Genomic DNA, 18,624 nt, shown 5'->3' on the forward strand with positions numbered 1-18,624 from the left:
TTCCTGAAGAAGAATTCAGGATGCAGTGCAGCAAAATTTCGTAACATCCCGGCCCAAGGGAGAACCACATGAAAAAACCATCACTGCACAAAGCAATCTTGCCCGGCTTCTTGGGTCTGGCCGCATTCGGACTGACCGGCTGGGGGCTGCTTGGCCTGCACGCCAAGGAGGCGCCGCCGGAAGCCGTCGCGCCGGTCCTCGTTCACGACGGGGATGCGCTGCTGATACCGGAAAAATCCCCGCTCAGAAAATCGCTGTTGGTGGCCCCGGTGTCGCAGCAAAGCGTCGCGGTGCCGTTCACCTTGCCCGCCGTGGTGGAAGCCGATCCGGCGCGCCTGGTCAAGGTGGTGCCGCCGCTGGCGGGCCGCATCGTTAAGCTCAACAAACAGCTGGGCGACCAGGTCAAGGCCGGCGACGTCTTGTTTACGATGGATTCCCCGGATTTCGCCCAGGCCACCGCCGACGCGGCCAAGGCGCGCGCCGCGTTGACCCTGGCCGCGCATGGACTGGAGCGCCAGCGAGAACTCGACAAGTCGGACCTCGCCGTCCGCCGCGATCTGGAACAGGCGCAGAGCGACTTCGCGCAAGCCACCAGCGAGGCGGCGCGGGCCGAGGCCCGGCTGCGCCAGACCGGCGCCCGCGCCGCCGCCGATGGCAAGCTGGCGGTACGCTCGCCGATCGCCGGCCGCGTGGTGGACCTGGCGGCCGCTGAAGGCGCCTACTGGAACGACGCCACAGCGCCGCTGATGATGGTGGCCGACCTGTCCCGCGTCTTCGTCAGCGCCAACGCGCAGGAAAAGGACTTGGCGCGGCTGTTCGTTGGCCAGCAGGCCAGCGTCAAGCTGGATGCCTATGCTGCGCCACTGACCGGCCAGGTGCGCTACGTCGGCGACCTGCTGGATGCGGAGACCCGCACGGTCAAGGTCCGTCTGCCGTTCGACAACCGCGATGGCCGCCTCAAACCAGGCATGTTCGCCGAGGCCACGTTGTCGTCGCAGCCGCACCAAGGCATCCTGGTGCCGATGGCGGCGGTGGTCGAGGGCGGATTTTCCAGCCACGCTTTCGTTGAGGTCTCGCCATGGCGCTTCGCCCCGCGCGAGGTCAAACTGGGCGCCCAGATCGGCCAGCAGGTCGAGGTGTTGGACGGGTTAAAGGCGGGCGAGCGCATCGTCGTCAAGGATGGAGTGCTGCTCAATGATTGATCGCATCGTCACCCTGTGTTTCAAGCGGCGCGGCATCGTCGCGCTGATCTTCCTGCTGGTAACGCTGTATGGCGGCTATTGCTGGAGCCAGTTGCCGCTGGAAGCCTACCCGGACATCGCCGACACCACCTCGCAGGTGGTCACCCAGGTCAACGGCCTGGCCGCCGAGGAAGTCGAGCAGCAGATCACCATTCCGCTCGAACGCGAGATCATGGGCACGCCCGGCATGCATGTGATGCGCTCGAAGTCCACCTTCGGCCTGTCGCTGATCACGGTGGTGTTCGAGGACGGCGCTGAAGATTATTGGTCGCGCCAGCGCCTGCAGGAGCGCATCGCCGCCGTCAGCCTGCCTTACGGCGCGCAGCCGGGGCTCGACGCCCTGACGTCGCCGATCGGCGAAATCTACCGCTACACGCTGGAATCGAAGACGCGCAGCCTGCGCGAACTGTCCGAGCTTCAGCGCTGGAAGGTGATACCGCGCCTGAAACAGGCGGCCGGCGTGGTCGATGTCACCAACTTCGGTGGCCTGAGCACGCAATTCCTGCTGGAGTTCGATCCGCTCAAGCTGTCCAAATACCACTTGTCGCTGACGCAGATCACGCAGGCCATCGCCGCCAACAACGCCAACGCCGGCGGCAGCGTGATGACGCGCGGCGAACAAGGCCTGGTGGTGCGCGGCGTGGGCCTGATCCACAGCCTGGACGACCTGGGTAACATCGTCGTCGCGCAGAAGAACGGCGTGCCGGTGCTGGTCAAGGACCTGGGCAACGTCAGCTTGGGTCACCAGGAGCGGCACGGAGTGCTGGGCAAGGACCATGTGTCGGATACCGTGTCCGGCATCGTGCTGCTGCTGAAGAACGAGAATCCTTCGCGCGTGATCGCCGGCGTGCACGAAGCGGTGCGCGAGTTGAACGAGCACCTGCTGCCCAAGGACGTCAGAGTGGTGCCGTACATGGACCGCAGCACCCTGGTGCAAGCCACCGTGCACACAGTCGGCAAGACCCTGATCGAAGGCGTGGTGCTGGTGACGCTGGTGCTGGCGCTGTTCCTGGGCAGCGTGCGCGCGGCGCTGATCGCGGCGGCCGCCATCCCGGTGTCGCTGATGGTTGCTTTCGTCCTGATGCACCACTTTAAGATCCCGGCCAACCTGCTGTCGCTGGGCGCGATCGACTTCGGCATCATCGTCGACGGCGCCATCTTCGTGCTCGAAGCGGTGCTGCGCCGCCGCGAGGAACAGCCCGAGGGCATCATGAGCGCGGAGGACGCGACCGGCGCCGCCTTGCAGGTGATGAAACCGACGTGCTTCGGCATGCTGGTCATCATGGTCGCCTACCTGCCGCTGTTCGCCTTCCAGCGCATCGAGTACAAGCTGTTTTCTCCGATGGCGTTCGCGGTGGGCTTCGCCCTGCTGGGCGCCTTGCTGATGACGATGATGCTGATACCCGGGATGGCCTACCAGGCCTTCCGCAAGCCGCGCAAGATCTTCCACAATCCGGTGCTGGCATGGCTGTTGCCGCGCTACGAAGGGCTGCTGCGCCGGCTGGTCGGCAAGACGCGGCTGGTGTTGGCCATGGCTGCGGCGACGCTGGTGGCGGTGATCGTGCTGGGTGGCGCCATCGGCCGCGACTTCCTGCCGACCCTCGACGAGGGTTCGATCTGGCTGCAGGTGACGCTGCCGCCGGGGATTTCGCTGGCTAAGGCCACGCAAATGGCGGACGCGCTGCGCGAAGCGACGCTCAAGGAGCCGCAGGTCGCGCACGTGGTCACGCAATTGGGCCGTAACGACGAGGGCACCGATCCGTTCACGCCGTCGCACATCGAATGCGCGGTGACCCTGCATCCCTACAGCGAGTGGCCGTCCGGCATGGTCAAGCAGGACCTGGTCGACAAGCTGTCGGCGCGCTTCCGCGAGCTGCCGCGCACCGAGGTGGGATTCTCCCAGCCGATGATCGACGGTGTGCTCGATAAACTGGCCGGCGCCCACAGCGATCTGGTGGTCAAGGTCTACGGCGAGGATTTCCGCGAGACGCGCAAGCTGGCCGGCGCCGTCGAGCATCTGCTGCGCGGCGTGCCGGGCGCCCAGGACGTGATCATCGACCAGGAACCGCCGCTGCCGCAGGTGCGCATCGACGTCGACCGCGCCGCCGCCGCGCGGCTGGGCATCAACGTGGCCGACATCATGGCGCTGATCCAGACCGGCATCGGCGGCAGCCCGGTGACGCAGGTCTATGTGGACGACCGCAGCTACGACGTCGCCGCGCGCTTCAGCGGCGCCACGCGCAACGACCCGCAGGCCATCGGCGATCTGGTGCTGAGCGCCGCCAACGGCGCGCAGGTGGCGCTGTCGCAGGTGGCGCATATCGGCCTGGCCGAAGGCGAAACCACCATCACGCGCGAGATGAACCGCCGCCACCTGACCGTGCGCACCAACTTGCGGGGCCGCGACCTGTCCACTTTCCTGGCCGAGGCCCAGGGCCGGATCGAGCGCGAGATCCCTTACGATCACGCGCACTACCAGATCACCTGGGGCGGCCAGTTCGAAAACCAGCAGCGCGCCCAGGCCCGCCTGGCGGTGATTGTGCCGGCGGTGCTGGCGCTGATGTTCGTAATGCTGTTTTCGGCGTTCGGCAATCTGCGCCAGCCGGGGTTGATCCTTTTGGCGGTGCCGCTGTCGCTGCTGGGCGGGCTGGTGGCGCTGCAATTGCGCGGCATGACCTTGAACGTGTCGTCCGCGGTCGGGTTCATCGCGTTGTTCGGCGTCTCGGTGCTGAACGCGGTGGTGATGCTGTCGAACCTCAACCGCTGGCGCGTGCTGCTGCCGAACGATCTGCGCTCCGCCGTCATCAACGGCGCGCGCGAGCGGGTGCGCCCGGTGCTGACCACCGCCACCGTGGCGGCGCTTGGCCTGGTGCCGGCGGCGCTGGCCCATGGCCTGGGCAGCGACGTCCAGCGCCCGTTGGCGACGGTGGTCGTGGGCGGGCTGCTGACGGCGACGGTGCTGACGCTGGTCCTGCTGCCGGCGCTGTACTACCTGATAGAGGAATACGTCTCGCGGCGCCAGCGCCGGGCAGGCAATGCGACCATGGAAGCGGTCGAAGGAGAAGGCGCATGAGGAAAACTTTACCAGTAAAACTGGTCGCCATGTTGTCGGCGGCCCTAGTGACCGGCTGCGCGGCCGGTCCCGATTTCGTAAAACCGGCCGCCCCGGTGGCGCAGCGCTACACCGCCGAGCCGCTGGCGCCGGAAACCGCCGCCGCAGCGGTAGGCGGCGGTGCGGCCCAGCGCTTCGTCGAGGGGCAGGAGTTGCCGGCGCATTGGTGGACGGCGTTCGGCTCCGACGATTTGAACCGATTGGTCGACGCGGCGCTGGCGGCCAATCCGGACCTGGCGGCAGCGGAAGCGGGCCTGCGCGCGGCGCAGGAAACCGCCGCCGCGCAACGCGGCGCATTCTTCCCCGGGGGCGACCTGCATCTGACGCCGACCCGCCAGCGGATTGCCGATCCGCTCTCCAGCCCGACCGCGTCGGGCGCCAATCTGTACACGCTGCATACCGCGCAACTCAGCGTCGGCTACGCGCCGGACGTCTTCGGCGGCGTGCGGCGCCAGGTCGAGGCGGCCGATGCGCAGACCGACGTAACGCGCTTCCAGCGCGACGCGGCCCGCTCGACGCTGATTTCAAACCTGGTCGCAGCCGTCATCGGCGAGGCGGCGCTGCGCGCCCAACTCGAGGCCACGCGCGAACTGGTGGACATGGCGCGCGCGCAGCTCGACGCCGTGCGCAAGCAGCAGCACGCCGGCCAGTTGGGCGCGGCCGACGTGGCGGCGCAGGAGGCGCTGGTGGCCCAGATGGAAGGCGGTCTGCCGCCGCTGGAAAAGCAGTTGGCCCAGCAAGGCGACCTGCTGGCCGTGCTGGCCGGGCGCCTGCCCAGCGAGGGTGATTCGCCGCGCGTTGCCTTCGACAGCCTTATGTTGACGGAGACCCTGCCACTGAGCCTGCCGGCGCGGCTGGTGGAGCGGCGGCCGGACATTCGCGCCGCCGAAGCCCAGCTGCACGCGGCCAGCGCGCAGATCGGCATCGCACAAGCGGCCCGGCTGCCGAATATTTCGTTGACGGCCACCGTGGGCAGCTCGGCGCTGAGCGCCGGCACGCTGTTCAAGGCCGGCACCGGCTTCTGGAGCATCGGCGCCGATCTGCTGCAGCCGCTATTTAAGGGTGGGACGCTGATGCATCAGCAGCGTGCCGCCGAGGCGACCTACGAACAAGCCGCCGCCCAGTATCGCTCGGTGGTGCTGCTGGCGTTCCAGAACGTCGCCGGCGCGCTGCACGCGATCGAAGCGGACGCCAAAACCTTGCAGGCGGCGTCGGCCACCGAGCGCGCCGCCCGCAGGAGCCTGACGATCGCCCAGCGGCAGTGGCGGTTGGGCGCGATCGGCTATCCGGCCGTCCTCCAGGCCCAGCAGGCATATCAACAGGCGGCGATCGCCTTGATACCGGCCCGCGCCGCGCGCTACGCCGACACCGTCGCCTTGTTCCAGGCGCTGGGCGGTTGAGCTCAACGGCCCATGAACGGAATCACACCACACACCAGCGCGGCGGTGAGCATGACCAGCGAGGCGGAGATGGCCCACATCAAGGTGTAGCGCTGATGGTCGCCGAACTCGATTTTCGCCATCCCCACCAGCAGGTAGGTCGACGCGACCAGAGGGCTGAGCAGGTGGACCGGCTGGCCGATGATGGAAGCGCGGCCGATTTCGGCGCCGGTGATGCCATACACGGCGGCCGCCTTGGCCAGGATCGGCACCACGCCGAAGTAGAACGCGTCGTTCGAGATGAAGAAGGTGAACGGGATGCTCAGGATGCCGGTGACGATGGCCAGGTACGGTCCCATCCAGGTCGGAATGGCGGTGATCACGCTGGCGGCGATGGCGTCGACCATCTTGGTGCCCTGCAAGATGCCGACGAAGATACCGGCGGCAAAGATCAGCGACACGACCGGCAGCACGTTGGCCGCGTGGGCCGTCAGGCGTTCCTTCTGGTCTTCCAGCTTCGGGTAGTTAATCATGATGGCGATCGCGAAGGCGATCATGAACAGCACCGGCAGCGGCAGCACGCCCTTGATCAGCATCCCCATCAGCAGCAAGGTCAGCGCGAGGTTAATCCAGATCAGTTTAGGCCGCGCGGTTTGCGGGTCGGTCAGGTTGATCTCGTCGCCGGAGCCGCCGCTGTCGGCGCCCGTGGTTGGCGCGCCGTGCAGGTGCACCACCTTGCCGAACGCCGGGGCCTGATCGGCGGCGGCGTTGCGCGGACGGCCGGCGATGCCGATTTGGCCCGAGCCGCCCATCGTCCCGTGCATGCCCATGGCAGCGTTCACTTGCTGCAGCTGGGCGACGCCGGTGTAGGCCGGCTGCACGCCGACGGCGTCGACTTCCGCCGCCACGGCCTTGGTCGCCTTCGATGGCAGCATCTCGACCACGCCGAGACGGTTGCGCTCTTTGCGGCCCAGCACATAGGCGACGAACAGCACCCAGCAGACGCCGGCGATCATGGCCGGAATCATCGGCACGAAGATGTCGCTGACCTCGACGCCCAGCGCGCTGGCGGCGCGGGCGGTCGGGCCGCCCCAAGGAAGGATGTTGAACACGCCGCCGGCCAGCATGATCACGCACGCCATGACCAGGCGGCTGATGCCCAGGCGCTGGTACAGCGGCAGCATGGCCGAGACGGTGATCATATAGGTGGTGGCGCCGTCGCCGTCGAGCGAGACGATCATCGTCAGCACGGCGGTGCCGACCACGATCTTCATCGGGTCGCCCTTGACCAGTTTGAGGATGAGCCGCACGACCGGGTCGAACAGGCCGGCGTCGATCATGACGCCGAAGTAAAGGATGGCGAACATCAGCATGACGCCGGTGGGCGCCAGCTGTTTGATGCCCGCGAGCATCATCGGGCCCAGCTCGCCGCCGAAGCCGCCGATCAGGCCGAAACCGATCGGCACCAGGATCAGCGCGACCATCGCCGGCAGGCGCTTGGTCATGATCAAAAACATAAAGACTACGACCATCGAGTAGGCGAGTAGGGTCAACATTTAATTCTCCTCAGTATCATCCACCGGCGTGATGGCTTGCCGGCGTTATAGTTTTTATGCATAAGCTGCATAAGTTATGCGAATACTATAATTGGCCCAAGCTTTCAATTGACTTTCAGTGCGGGCAATCGTGCGAAGAAGACCATGCCGAATTGAAAGTTCAGCGGCATTGCTTAAACCTTCCCACTGAGGCATATTGCTTATTTATGAATGTATCGCCCCACACATATATCCTGTTTTCGCTCGGCGCCGACCTTATTTTGTGCGCGGTGCTGGTGTTCCTGTGGTGGCGTCATAGCGACGAAAAGCATGCGATCGCCTGGGCGGCGGGCCAACTGGCGATGACCGCGGGCAGCCTTTTTTGGTACATGGGGCCGCCGGACTGGCCGCGGCACGCGCTCGCGGCCGTCACGCTCACCGTCGCCGTGGCCGGATACTGGGCCGGCACCGAGTTTTTCCTTGGTAACCTCAAACGCCGCCATGTGCGTGTCGCCGCGTTGTCGTTCGTGCTGTTCGGCTGCGCCGTCTATGCGGCGTGGACCACGCTTGAGCGTTCGGTCGAGACCATCACCGCCTACACCTACGGCCTGACCTTCCTCTGGGTCGGCTGGCGTCTGGCGGGAAAGCGCAACCAATACCGGTTGCTGGGCCTGATCATGGTGGCGCGCGGCGTGTTCAACCTTGCAAACGGCATGGACCTGGTGCCGGCGGTGTTCGAATTCTGGTTCCTCTGGTCCTTCCTGGTCAAGGCAAGCTCGATGTTGTGCCTGATCCACGCGGTGCAGGAAAAGGTGCAGCAGCGCTATACCCACGCGATCGACAGCCTGAGCAAGGGTTTCCTGGTGCTCGACAGCGACGGCCGCATCCGCTCCGCCAACGAAAGCAGCGCCCGCCTGCTCGGCGCCCCAGGCGTCAAGCAACTGCTCGGCACCCGTGTCGCCGATTGGCTGCCGTCCGTTAGCCGCCAGGACGTGGCCGCCCACTTCCAACGTTTCGCCGCCGCCACGCGCTATCCGCACGTCGAAACGGCGCTCATCATCGACGGCGCCGGGCGCGAGCTGCCGCTCGAGATCATCGCCTCGCCGCACTACGAAGCCGGCCAGCTCCATTGCCTGATGCTGGTGATGGACATCACCGAGCGCAAGAAGAACGACGACCTGCTGCAGCGCGCCGCCAACTATGACGGCGTCACCGGCCTGCTGAACCGGCATGGCCTGTCGGTGCGGCTGGCCGCCGCGCTGTCGCAGGCGGGCGCCAGCGGCAACGCCTGCGCGGTGCTGTTCATCGACATCGACAAGTTCAAGCGCGTCAACGATTGCTTCGGCCATGCGGCCGGCGACCAGTTGCTGACCCAGATGGCGCAGTTGCTGCGCGGGCAGGCGCGCGATGGCGACCTGCTGGGCCGCTTCGGCGGCGACGAGTTCGTCGTGGTGCTGCAGGGACTGGCGAAGGCCGACGTCGCCGGCGCCGCGTCGGCGCGCGGGCAAGACATCCTGCGCGCCCTGGGCGCCGGCTTCCAGCTGTCGCCGCAACTGATCACCGTCTCGGCCAGCATCGGCGTGGCGTGCTTCCCCGCCGACGGTGACGACGCCGACACGCTGACCCGCAACGCCGACATCGCCATGCACGACGTCAAGCAGTCCGGCCGGGGCGAGCTGCGCTTCTTCGATGCGGCCATGAGCGCGTACACGCGCGACGCGCTGGTGATCGACGGCGCGCTGCGCGGCGCCATCCTGGCCGGTGAGCTCAGCCTTGCGTACCAGCCGATCACCAACGCCGTCAGCGGCCGCATGGACAAGGTCGAGGCGCTGCTGCGCTGGCACAGCGCCTCGCTGGGCACGGTCGCGCCGGACCGCTTCATCCCGGTGGCCGAGGACAGCGGCCTGATCATCGAACTGGGCGCCTGGGTGCTCGACGAGGCCTGCCGCCAGCTGGCGTGCTGGCGCGACAGCCTGCCGGAACTAGTGGTCAGCATCAACGTGTCCGCGCGGCAGTTGCTGGACCCGGCGTTTTTCGGCATGGTCGAGCGCGCCTTGGCGGCCAACGGCTTGGCGCCCGGGCGGCTGGAGCTCGAGCTGACCGAGCGCGTGCTCATCAGCGATGGCGCGCAGGTGCGGGTTGCGCTGGGCAGGTTGCGCGAGCTGGGTGTCAGCCTGTCGCTCGACGATTTCGGCACCGGTTACTCGTCGCTCAGCTACCTGACGCAATTTCAGATCAACACGCTCAAGATCGACCGCGCCTTCGTCACCGACATGGTCGACAGTCCGCGCAGCAACGCGCTGGTGGCCACCATCATCGCCATGGGCCACAGCCTGGGCCTGCAACTGGTGGCCGAGGGCGTGGAGACGGCGGGCCAGGCGCGCGCGCTCGAAGCCATGGGCTGTCATTACTTGCAGGGATACCATATCTCGCGGCCGGTCGGCGCGGCGGCGCTGCCGCTGTTCGCCGTCCCGTCCGAGGCCGAGCCGCCGCCCACCGTTCTGCTTTGAGTAACCGTGCCGGTCTTTAATCTGGTCGAGCACGCGATAGCCAGCGCAGCCGTCAACTAAAGCAACTCCGGGGTCAGGTCCGCCATTTCTACACGAGCTCGGCCCTAGGGCTTGCCAGCGTCGGGCTCGTGTAGAATTGGTGGACCTGACCCCGGATGGTTTTCGGCGTTTTTGAAGGCGGCGGCGTCGCCGGCGAACATCTCCTCCAGCTCGAGCCGTCCCTTGCGCGTGAGCGAGACCATTTCGTCTTGGTCTTGCTGGTGCGGATACACTTCCATCAGCATCTTGAGGTTGTGCGTGCGGAAGGTGCGGGCGGCGTGCTCGGCGCGCTCGGCGGCGAAGCCGAGCTGCTGCAACACCTTGGCGCCCAGCTGCAGCGACGCTTCGAAGGTTTCGCGCTCGATCAACGTGACGCCACGGTCGAGCAGTTCGTAGTAGTGGCTGACGTTGCGCGCCCGGGCCAGGATCGTCAGCGCGGGGTAGCGCTCGCGCACGGCGTCGACCAGCGCCAGGCTGTCTTCGACGTTGTCGATCGCGATCACCAGGGTGGTGGCCTTGCCGATGCCGGCCGCCTCCAGCAAGTCGATGCGGGTGGCGTCGCCGTAAAATACCTCGTAGCCGAATTTGCGCAGCAACTCGATCTGGTCGGGATCGTGATCGAGCACCGTGACGCCGATGCGATTGGCCGAGAGCAAACGGCCGATGATCTGGCCGAAACGCCCGAAACCGGCGATGATGACCGGATGCTCGACCGTGATCTTGTCGGCCTCGCGTTTCTTTTTCGCCGTGCGCAGGCGCGGCGCCGCCAGCTTGTCGTACAGCAGCAGCAACAGCGGCGTGGCTACCATCGACAAGGTCACCACCATCACCAGCATGGCCGAGGTCTCCGGCGCCAGCACCCTGGCCTCGACGGCCGTGCCGAACACCACGAACGCGAATTCGCCGCCCTGCGACATCAGCAGCGCGAAGAACAGGCGCTGGCCGCGCGGAATGTCGAACCAGAACGACATGCCGTACAGCAGGCCGCCCTTGAGCAATAACAGCCCGCAGGTCAGCCCCACCACAAGCAACGGATGGGCCAGCAGCACGCCGAAGTCGGCCGACATGCCGACCGCCATGAAGAACAGGCCCAGCAGCAGCCCCTTGAACGGTTCCAGATCGCTGACCAGTTGATGGCGGTATTCCGAGTCGGCCAGCAGCACGCCGGCGGTAAAGGTGCCCAGCGCCAGCGACAGCCCGACCGATTCCATCAGCAGGCAGATGCCGATCACCAGCAGCAGCGCAAAGGCCGTAAACAGCTCGCGCAGGCCGGTGCGCGCCAGGAAACGCATCACCGGATTGACCAGGCAGCGGCCGAAGGCGACCAGGGTCAGCAGCACCGCCACCAGCTTGACGGCGCGCATCCAGCCGCCGCTGGCATGTTCGGCGGCCACGCCGGCCAGCAACGGCACCAGCGCGATCATCGGGATCGCCGCGATGTCCTGGAACAGCAAGATGGAAAAGCTGGCCGAGCCGGCCGGGCTGGGCATCAGCTTGCGCTCGCCCAGGGTGGCCAGCACGATGGCGGTCGACGATAGCGACATGCCGAGGCCGGCGACCAGCGCGATTTTCCAGTCGACGCCGAACGCCATGGCCGCCGCCGTGAGCGCGGCGCTGACGATGAGCACCTGCACGCCACCCCAGCCGAAGATGGGCCGGCGCAGCGACCACAGCTTTTTCGGCTCCAGCTCGAGGCCGATCAGGAACAGCATCAGCACCACGCCGAACTCGGAGACGCTCAGCACGTCCTCGACGTTACCGATCAGCGACAGGCCCCACGGGCCGATGAGGGCGCCGGCGGCCAGATAGCCGAGCACCGCGCCCATGCCGGCCCGCTTGGCCAGCGGCACCAGCACGACGGCCGCCACCAGATAAAACACCATGTGTAAGAGAAAGCCGTGTGCCATAGGGGTCCATTGATGCGCGCCGCTGCCGGCGCTGATTGTCGAGCTTGCAACGAGCTTGCCAGTATCTCATCTGGCGGACCGTGGCGTCCACCACCTGAAATGGGGAGGGAAGGGCGGTATCCGTAAAAAAGTGACAAGTTTATTGAACTATTCCCAAGTTCTCGGGAATGTACGGTACGGCAGCCGACCGGCGCCTCACACAACGATAAGGATGACAACAATGAACAAGCTGTTACGCAAGACTTTGGCCGTGGCCGCCGTGGCCGCCCTGGCCCTTTCCGCCAACGCCCACGCGGTGACCGATGTGTCCGGCGATTTCCTGGCAGGCTACACCGGCAGCCGCGATGCCGCCTTCGACGTCCTGTCGGCCGACGTCAGCTTCAACGCCGCCACCAATGAGTTCGTGTTCAGCACCACGGCGGCGGGCGCGATCGCCGGCGTCAACGGTGCCGCTTACGTCTTCGGCCTGGACGCCGGCGGCACCACCGTTGCGCCGTTCACGTCGGTCGGCCTGCCGGGCGCGGTGTTCAACCGCACGGTGACCTTGCGCGCCAACGGCACGGCCGGCGTCGGTGCGACGCCGATCACCGAGCAAATCGTCGGTAACCGGATTTTCGCCACCGTATCGGCATCGTTGTTGCCATCGAACGGCCTGGCGTTCAAGGACTACACCTGGACCGTGTGGTCGATCGACACCAACGTCGCCGGACTCGGCCGACTGGCGGACTTCGCGCCGAACGCCAACATCAACGTCACGGCCGTGCCGGAACCGGCGACCTATGGGATGTTGCTCGCCGGACTGGGCATGCTGGGCATGGTGGCCCGCCGCCGCGCGCGCGCCGAGGGCTAAATTTTTAACGGTGCCTGATTAAAATCGACCAGGCGGTGGCCGGCGGCGACCAACAGCGGCACGGCCCGTTCGAGGTCGCCGCGCTGCACCAGCAAGTGATCGCCGTCGACGGTACCCTACGCCAAGCATGGGTTGTTGACTTCAGCCACCTCTCAAAATAATCCCCTCATCAGCCAGAGATAGTACATAATACGTGGTATGTAACACGTTACACTATCAATTGGGGGAGAGCATGGCGAGAGCGGGACTGGAAAAATCGGACGTGAAAAGGGCGCGGGACGGCTTAATCGCGCAGTCACAGTACCCATCGGTGGACGCGGTTCGAATTGCGCTCGGCAATACAGGCTCCAAGACCACCATCCACAAGTACCTCAAGGAGCTTGACGAGGAAGAGGGCGACCGCAGCGGCCACAAGGCCTCAATCAGCGAAGCGCTGCAGGACCTTGTCGAACGCCTGGCCGCACGGCTTACCGAAGAAGCCGAGGTGCGGATCGAGCAGTTGAACGATGAGTTCCGCGCCAAGGAGCAAGTCCATGCGCAAGCCATCCAGCAGCTGGAGAAGGACCTGCAGGCCGCGCGACAGGCCAATGACAGTCTTGAGACACGCCTGCAGAGCGAAATGACCGGCCACGCCAAGACGCGTGCCGCTTTGCAGGCCGAAACCGTCGCGCGCCATACGGCCGGACAGCAGGTCACCGACTTAAAGGACCGTCTGGAGCAAACCAAGATAGAGGTGCGCCAGCAGCAACTGGCTGTGCGGGGCAAGCAGGACGAAATCAGCAAACTTAATCAGGAGGGCGCGCGCCTGGTGCTGGAGCTCTCCCACACTAAGCAGTCGCTTTACGAGCAGCTGACAAACGGCCGCAAGCTGGAACAGAAAATCGAACAGCTTCAGGCAGCCCATGTGCAAACCGGCGATCTCGAGCGCCAGCTTGTCAGCAAGATGGCGGAAGCCGAGGTGCTGAGCGAGCAATTGAAGGCCGCCGAGGCGCAACTGGAACCTGCCAAGGCGAAGGCACGCGAATTTGAGCTGTTACTCGCGCAGGCGAATGCCAAGGCTGAGGCTCAGGACCAGATCGGCGAGCAGATGCAAGCCTATCTCGACAAAATGACGGCGGGTTCAAAGACTAAAGCTAAGTAACCTTCCGAGTAGCTGCCGGCAAGAAGCGGTTACCCCCAAAAGCTTATTCAGCCGCTTGAACATAGGGGCCGATGATGACGCCGACAAAGCCCTTGGCTTTTTGCGTGGACAGGAATGTCACATCGACGTCCTTCGTGAGCGCCTTGACCTGGCCGCCGCTGCGGTAGCTGTAAGCCGAACGGCCACCGCGCATCTCCATGATCAGCTCGACACGCTTGTCCGTGACCGGTGCGGATTCCAGCAAGGTTTCCTTGCCATCCTCGTATTTGTACAGCGCAACCATGCGGCGGCCGGCCGTCTGCGTCACGCCCATGAACAGATAGTTGGCGTCGTTCTGGATGGCGACCAGGCCGGCGCGGTCGCCGTCGCGCCGTGGCGCATAGTCGACCACGGTGGAAACGGTGGCGTCGTGGTGTTGCTGGCGCCGGCCGATAAAGCCTGGCACGCCGTCCAGCTTGCCCAGCGGCTGGCCGGATTGCAGCACCAGGTCGCCCTTGTCAATCTTGTAGAGCTGGCTGCGCGGCGTGCGCATGCCGATCCAGGCGGCGGAAAGCGGCTTGTCGAATTCATCGACGTAGCTGAAATCACCATTCATCGGCAGCGCGGGCGCCGGCTGGGCCGGCAGCTTCGGCTTGGCCAGCGTGTACGGCACCGACTTGCCTTGTTCGAGTATCATCGGCCAACCGTCTTTCCACGTCACCGGCAGCAGGAAGGTTTCTCGGCCGATATTGTAGAAATTGCCGGGATAGGGGCGGGTGGCCAGGAAAACGGCCCACCAGTCGCCTTGCTGGGTCTGCACCAGCTTGGCGTGGCCGGTGGTAGTGACCGGATTGGCCCGCGCCGGATCCAGGTCGCGCTGGGTCAGGATGGGGTTGGCAGGGCCGGGCACATACGGCCCAATGACGTCCATGGAACGCAGTATCACTTCGGAGTGGTTGTCCCCGGTCCCGCCTTCGGCGCACATCAAATAATAGTAGCCGTCCTTCTTCAGCAAATGCGGGCCTTCGATCCAGATCGGATTCTTGGCCGGCACCACGCCGCCGTCGATCAGCACCTTCGGCGTGCCGATGCGCTGGAAGCTGGCCGGGTCGATCTCGGTGATCCAGATGGCGCGGTGGCCGTCGTAGCGCGGCGTTCCCACGGGCGCGTCGTTATGGACGACGTAGGCCTTGTCGCCGTCCCAGAAGATCGACGGGTCGATGCCGTTCAAACCTTTGATGGTGACCGGTTTGGACCACGGCCCGGACGGCTTGTCCGCCGTGATGACGAAGTTGCCCATGCCGCCTGGGCAGCTGGAACAGGTGGTGATGATGTGGTAGCGGCCGTTGTGGAACGAGATGTCCGGCGCATAAATACCCTGCGAACCGCGCACGCCGGTGAAATCGACCTGCTCGGGGCGGTCCAGCGCGTTGCCGATTTGCGTCCACGTGACCAGATCCCTGGAATGCATGATCGGCAAACCGGGGAAATTGGTGAACGAGGAGTTGACAATGTAGTAGTCGTCGCCCACGCGGGCGATCGACGGGTCGGGGAAATAGCCCGACAGGATGGGGTTGAGGAATTCGCCGGCGCGCGGCTTGGCCTGCTCCTGCGACTTGCCCGCGTAGCTGAAGCGCTCGAAGCGCGCGCTCGCGGCGGTGTCGGCGGCCTGAGCCCCCGACACCGCGCACAGTGCCGCGACAAGTAAGATTTTCTGATTCATGTATTAACCCTAAAAGTGCGGCACTGGCTGCGTTAGAACTTCATGCGCAGACCGACGGCGAAGGTACGGCCCGGATCATACTGGGACATCGTGGCGTTCGGGAACTGGAAGTAACCGCGACGCTTGGCCTTGTTCAGGTTGACGATGTCGAAGGTGATCATCGGCAGGCCCTCGCGGTCGAACACCTGGTCGAGCTCGATGCTCGACGAGAAGTCCCACTGCTTGTAGGTGTCGCTGAACAGCGCCGCCTGGGTGATGCCGCTCTGGTTCGCCGTCGCCACCTGGCTGCCCTGCGAGTAGGTGTGCATGAAGCGCGCCATGTAGCCGTGGTTCTCGTAGTAGACGCCGAAGTTGTTGGTCTTCTTCGGCACGCCCAGTGCGATGAAACCGTTCGAGCCTTCGCCGCTGGCCTTCTGGTTGATCAGGGTCAGCGTTTCGTTGAAACCGAAGCCCTTGATCGGCAGCAGCTTGTCGAGCGGCTGGACCCAGCCCACTTCCAGGCCGCGGATGCGCAGGATGCCTTCGGCGTTGCGTGGACGGGTCATGACGACGGTGGCGACGTCCGGGCCGCCGCGCGAATCGATCGCCAGCTGCTGGGTCGGAATCAGGGTGCCGTAGTTGATGCCGTACTGCGCCAGCGCGGAGAACGGCAACGTGACGTTCTCGTCGATGGTGAAGCCATTGACGCGCTTCTGGAAGCCGGTGACCGAGACATAACCCTCGCGGCCGGTGTACCAGTCGATGCCCAGGTCGATGTTATCCGACAGGTAAGGCTTCAGGTTCGGATTGCCCTGGGTGCCGGTGTCCGCCGACACGCCGGAGAAGTTAACGCCCGGACGCAGCGAATTCGGATTCACGCGCGTCATGCTGCGCGAGAGCGCGGCGCGCACCACCACATCCTTCATTACGTCAACGGCGATGGTGCCCGACGGCAGCGTGTTGCTGTACTCGGAATCCTGGTAGACCCACGAATCGATGTTCGGATACTTGCTGCCGTTCAGCGGCAAGGTGGCGTTGCGCGGATCGCTGAACGAATTGCGCGAACCGACCTGCTGCTGGGTACGCACGTAGCGCACGCCCACGTTCCAGCGGGTGTTGAAGCCGGCTGGCGCCAATTCGCCGCTCGCCTCCAGGTAGACCGCCTTCGACTTCTCCCGGATGTAGCCGGCGCTGGCGCCGGTCGACGACGCGCCCGTGTCCGGCGCGGTGCTGTTGAAGTAGTCGTACTTGGAATCCTGGCGGAAGCGATCCCAGTCCAGCGCCAGGTTGCCGTACTGGCCGGGCGTCAGATAGCCCGGCAGCGCCGCGTTGGTGATCAGCGAACCCTGGTAGGTGAGGGGCGCGGTCTGGCCGGCCGTGTAGCCGGTGCCGTAGCCTGGATACAGGCCGGCGGCGCTGGCGCCCGGGGTGCTGGCGCCGTTGCATGGCGGCGCGCCGTTCGGGCCTTGGAGGAACACCGACGGATTGTTGCCGCAGACGGCAGCCTGCCAGGCGGCGGAGTTGTCCTGTCCACGGATGGTGCGGTCGATGTCATCCCAGGCGAAACCGCCTTTGACAGTCAGCTTCTTGTCGCCCCAGGCCAGGTTGGTGTGGAAGCCCTTGGTTTCGGTCTCGCGCAACTCGTTCTGCACGTTGACGCGGCCGCCGACCCACTGGTAGTTGGCCGGATTGTTGAGGTCCATGTTCGAGACGATGGACGGCACGCCGCCACCGTTCGAGTAGGTGATCGTGTTGCCGCTGTTGGGCGCGGTGATCGGCATGACCGTCGGCGCCTCGTGCGTGAAGCGGCTGCGGTTCCAGTTACCGGCGACGTCGAGCGACAGCTTCGGCGTGATCTTCCATTCCATGCCCGGGTTGATGCCCAGCAGGTCGACCTTGTCTTTGCGCGGGCCGAATTCGATAAAGTTGAGCGAGTTGGCGAAGGTACCGGAGGTGACCGTGCAGCCGTTGGTGCAATCGGTCTTGTCGACCTGCATGTTCAGCGGAATGGCGCCGTTGTTACGCACCGCCCACGTGTAGCCGTTGCGCGTCATGTCGTCGTCCTTCTTGCTGTACATGGTGTCCAGATAGAAGTGCAGGTCTTGCGTCGGACGGTATTCGGCCGCGAGCACGCCCGAGATCTTGTCCTTGGTGCCGTAGTACTCCATGGTGCGGCCGAGGCGCGGAATGATGGCGTTATCAATTTGGCCGATGGTCAGGCCCGGATTGTGCGCCAGCAGGAACGCCTGGTCGATCGGCGTGCCCGCCACCAGGCCGTTGCCGGCGCCGGCCGGTACGGTCGCCGGGATGGTCCAGTTGCCGCCGCCGGTGTTGTTGCGGGACGGCGAGCTGCTCTGCGACGCGGTCAGGTTGGGATTGGTCCAGCCCACGGTCTCGAAGCCGGTGGTGCGGGCCTGCTGGCGCGAGAACGAGATACCGCCCAGGAGACCGAACTTGCCGTCCCAGGTGTTGCTGCCGATGATATTGCCGCGCATGCCGGCCTTGTCGGCGATCTGCTGCTTGGTGCCCGTCAGGCCCATGGAAAGCTGTTTGCCTTCCTTGTCGAACGGCCGCGCGCTGCGCAGGTTGACGACACCGGCGGCGCCGCCCTCGATCTGGCCGGCGGTCGGGCTCTTGCTGACGGTGAGCTTGGTGAACAGGTCGGTCGGCAGCAGGTCCAGATCGACTTCGCGGTTCGTGTTAGCGCCATCAATCGGGCCGGAGGAGGCCACGGCGATCGGGGAATTATTCAGCAGAATCTTGGTGAACGACGAACCCAGGCCACGGATCTGGATGGTCATGCCCTCGCCGGTGACGTCGCGCGACACGCCGACGCCAGGAACGCGGCTGAGCGACTCGGCCAGGTTTTTGTCCGGGAATTTACCAAAATCTTCGGCGTTGATCGAATCCTGGAAGCCGACGGATTCCTTCTTGTCGCGGGCCGAGGACAGCAAGCTGTTGCGGTAACCGGTGACCTGGACGCTGGTGATCGGCGCCTCCGCGGTGGCAGCGGGCGTGGTGGCGGTGGTTTCCGCGGCGGGGGCTGGGGCGGTTTGCTGGGCGTAGGCCTGGGCGATCATGCTGGCCATGACGGTCAGCCCAAGCGCGGCGCGCCGGCTGGCGGTCGTTCGTTGATTCATTGCTGGTCTCCTGTTTTATCGGTACTGGCGTGCTTTTCCTGTATTTTTTTAGCACGACAGCGCCAAGTCTAGGAGGCGGCTTGAGCAAA

10 protein-coding genes are annotated in these 18,624 nt (G+C 65.3%); 6 read left to right on the top strand and 4 right to left on the bottom strand.

Features of this window, described 5'->3' with window-relative positions; all coding sequences use genetic code 11:
* Positions 1 to 68: 68 nt before the first annotated feature.
* The 3 genes from NHH73_16370 to NHH73_16380 are packed head-to-tail and all read left to right on the top strand — an operon-like array spanning position 69 to position 5,753.
* On the top strand, positions 69 to 1,202 hold the full coding sequence (locus NHH73_16370; protein USX24204.1) for an efflux RND transporter periplasmic adaptor subunit: 1,134 nt from the start codon (positions 69 to 71) through the stop codon (positions 1,200 to 1,202).
* Positions 1,195 to 4,314: a CusA/CzcA family heavy metal efflux RND transporter gene (locus NHH73_16375; GenBank protein USX24205.1), complete on the top strand. Its 3,120-nt coding sequence runs from the start codon at positions 1,195 to 1,197 to the stop codon at positions 4,312 to 4,314. Before NHH73_16370 ends, NHH73_16375 begins: the two co-directional genes overlap by 8 nt.
* Positions 4,311 to 5,753, top strand: coding sequence for an efflux transporter outer membrane subunit (locus tag NHH73_16380; protein ID USX24206.1), 1,443 nt, complete (start codon positions 4,311 to 4,313; stop codon positions 5,751 to 5,753). The genes NHH73_16375 and NHH73_16380 overlap by 4 nt, the downstream gene beginning before the upstream one ends.
* A 2-nt stretch (positions 5,754 to 5,755) precedes the next feature.
* On the opposite strand, the gene NHH73_16385 is transcribed toward NHH73_16380, so the two are convergent.
* Entirely contained in the window at positions 5,756 to 7,288 is a 1,533-nt protein-coding gene (locus tag NHH73_16385) for a CitMHS family transporter (GenBank protein USX24207.1), read from the bottom strand.
* 206 nt (positions 7,289 to 7,494) lie between these two features.
* Here NHH73_16385 and NHH73_16390 point away from each other — a divergent pair, with 206 nt between their 5' ends.
* Positions 7,495 to 9,777 carry an EAL domain-containing protein gene (locus tag NHH73_16390; GenBank protein USX24208.1) on the top strand — a complete coding sequence of 761 codons (2,283 nt, stop codon included), beginning with the start codon at positions 7,495 to 7,497 and terminating at the stop codon, positions 9,775 to 9,777.
* Positions 9,778 to 9,881: 104 nt separating this feature from the next.
* On the opposite strand, the gene kefC is transcribed toward NHH73_16390, so the two are convergent.
* A complete protein-coding gene (gene kefC, locus NHH73_16395) occupies positions 9,882 to 11,723 on the bottom strand; it encodes a glutathione-regulated potassium-efflux system protein KefC (protein USX24209.1) in 1,842 nt (613 codons plus the stop codon).
* 220 nt (positions 11,724 to 11,943) lie between these two features.
* Between kefC and NHH73_16400 the strand changes: the two genes are divergently transcribed.
* A complete protein-coding gene (locus tag NHH73_16400; GenBank protein ID USX24210.1) occupies positions 11,944 to 12,573 on the top strand; it encodes an FxDxF family PEP-CTERM protein in 630 nt (209 codons plus the stop codon).
* A 232-nt stretch (positions 12,574 to 12,805) separates the two neighbouring features.
* Positions 12,806 to 13,714, top strand: coding sequence for a DNA-binding protein (locus NHH73_16405; protein USX24211.1), 909 nt, complete (start codon positions 12,806 to 12,808; stop codon positions 13,712 to 13,714).
* Positions 13,715 to 13,757: 43 nt separating this feature from the next.
* Here the strand turns inward: NHH73_16405 and NHH73_16410 are convergent, their stop codons facing one another.
* Both NHH73_16410 and NHH73_16415 read right to left on the bottom strand, forming a co-directional pair.
* Complete coding sequence (locus NHH73_16410; protein ID USX24212.1) at positions 13,758 to 15,416, bottom strand: glycoside hydrolase family 43 protein; 1,659 nt, start codon at positions 15,414 to 15,416, stop codon at positions 13,758 to 13,760.
* 32 nt (positions 15,417 to 15,448) lie between these two features.
* Positions 15,449 to 18,535 carry a TonB-dependent receptor gene (locus tag NHH73_16415; GenBank protein ID USX24213.1) on the bottom strand — a complete coding sequence of 1,029 codons (3,087 nt, stop codon included), beginning with the start codon at positions 18,533 to 18,535 and terminating at the stop codon, positions 15,449 to 15,451.
* Positions 18,536 to 18,624 lie beyond the last annotated feature (89 nt).

The organism is Oxalobacteraceae bacterium OTU3CINTB1 (assembly GCA_024123955.1).
Taxonomy (GTDB): Bacteria; Pseudomonadota; Gammaproteobacteria; order Burkholderiales; family Burkholderiaceae_D; genus Rugamonas.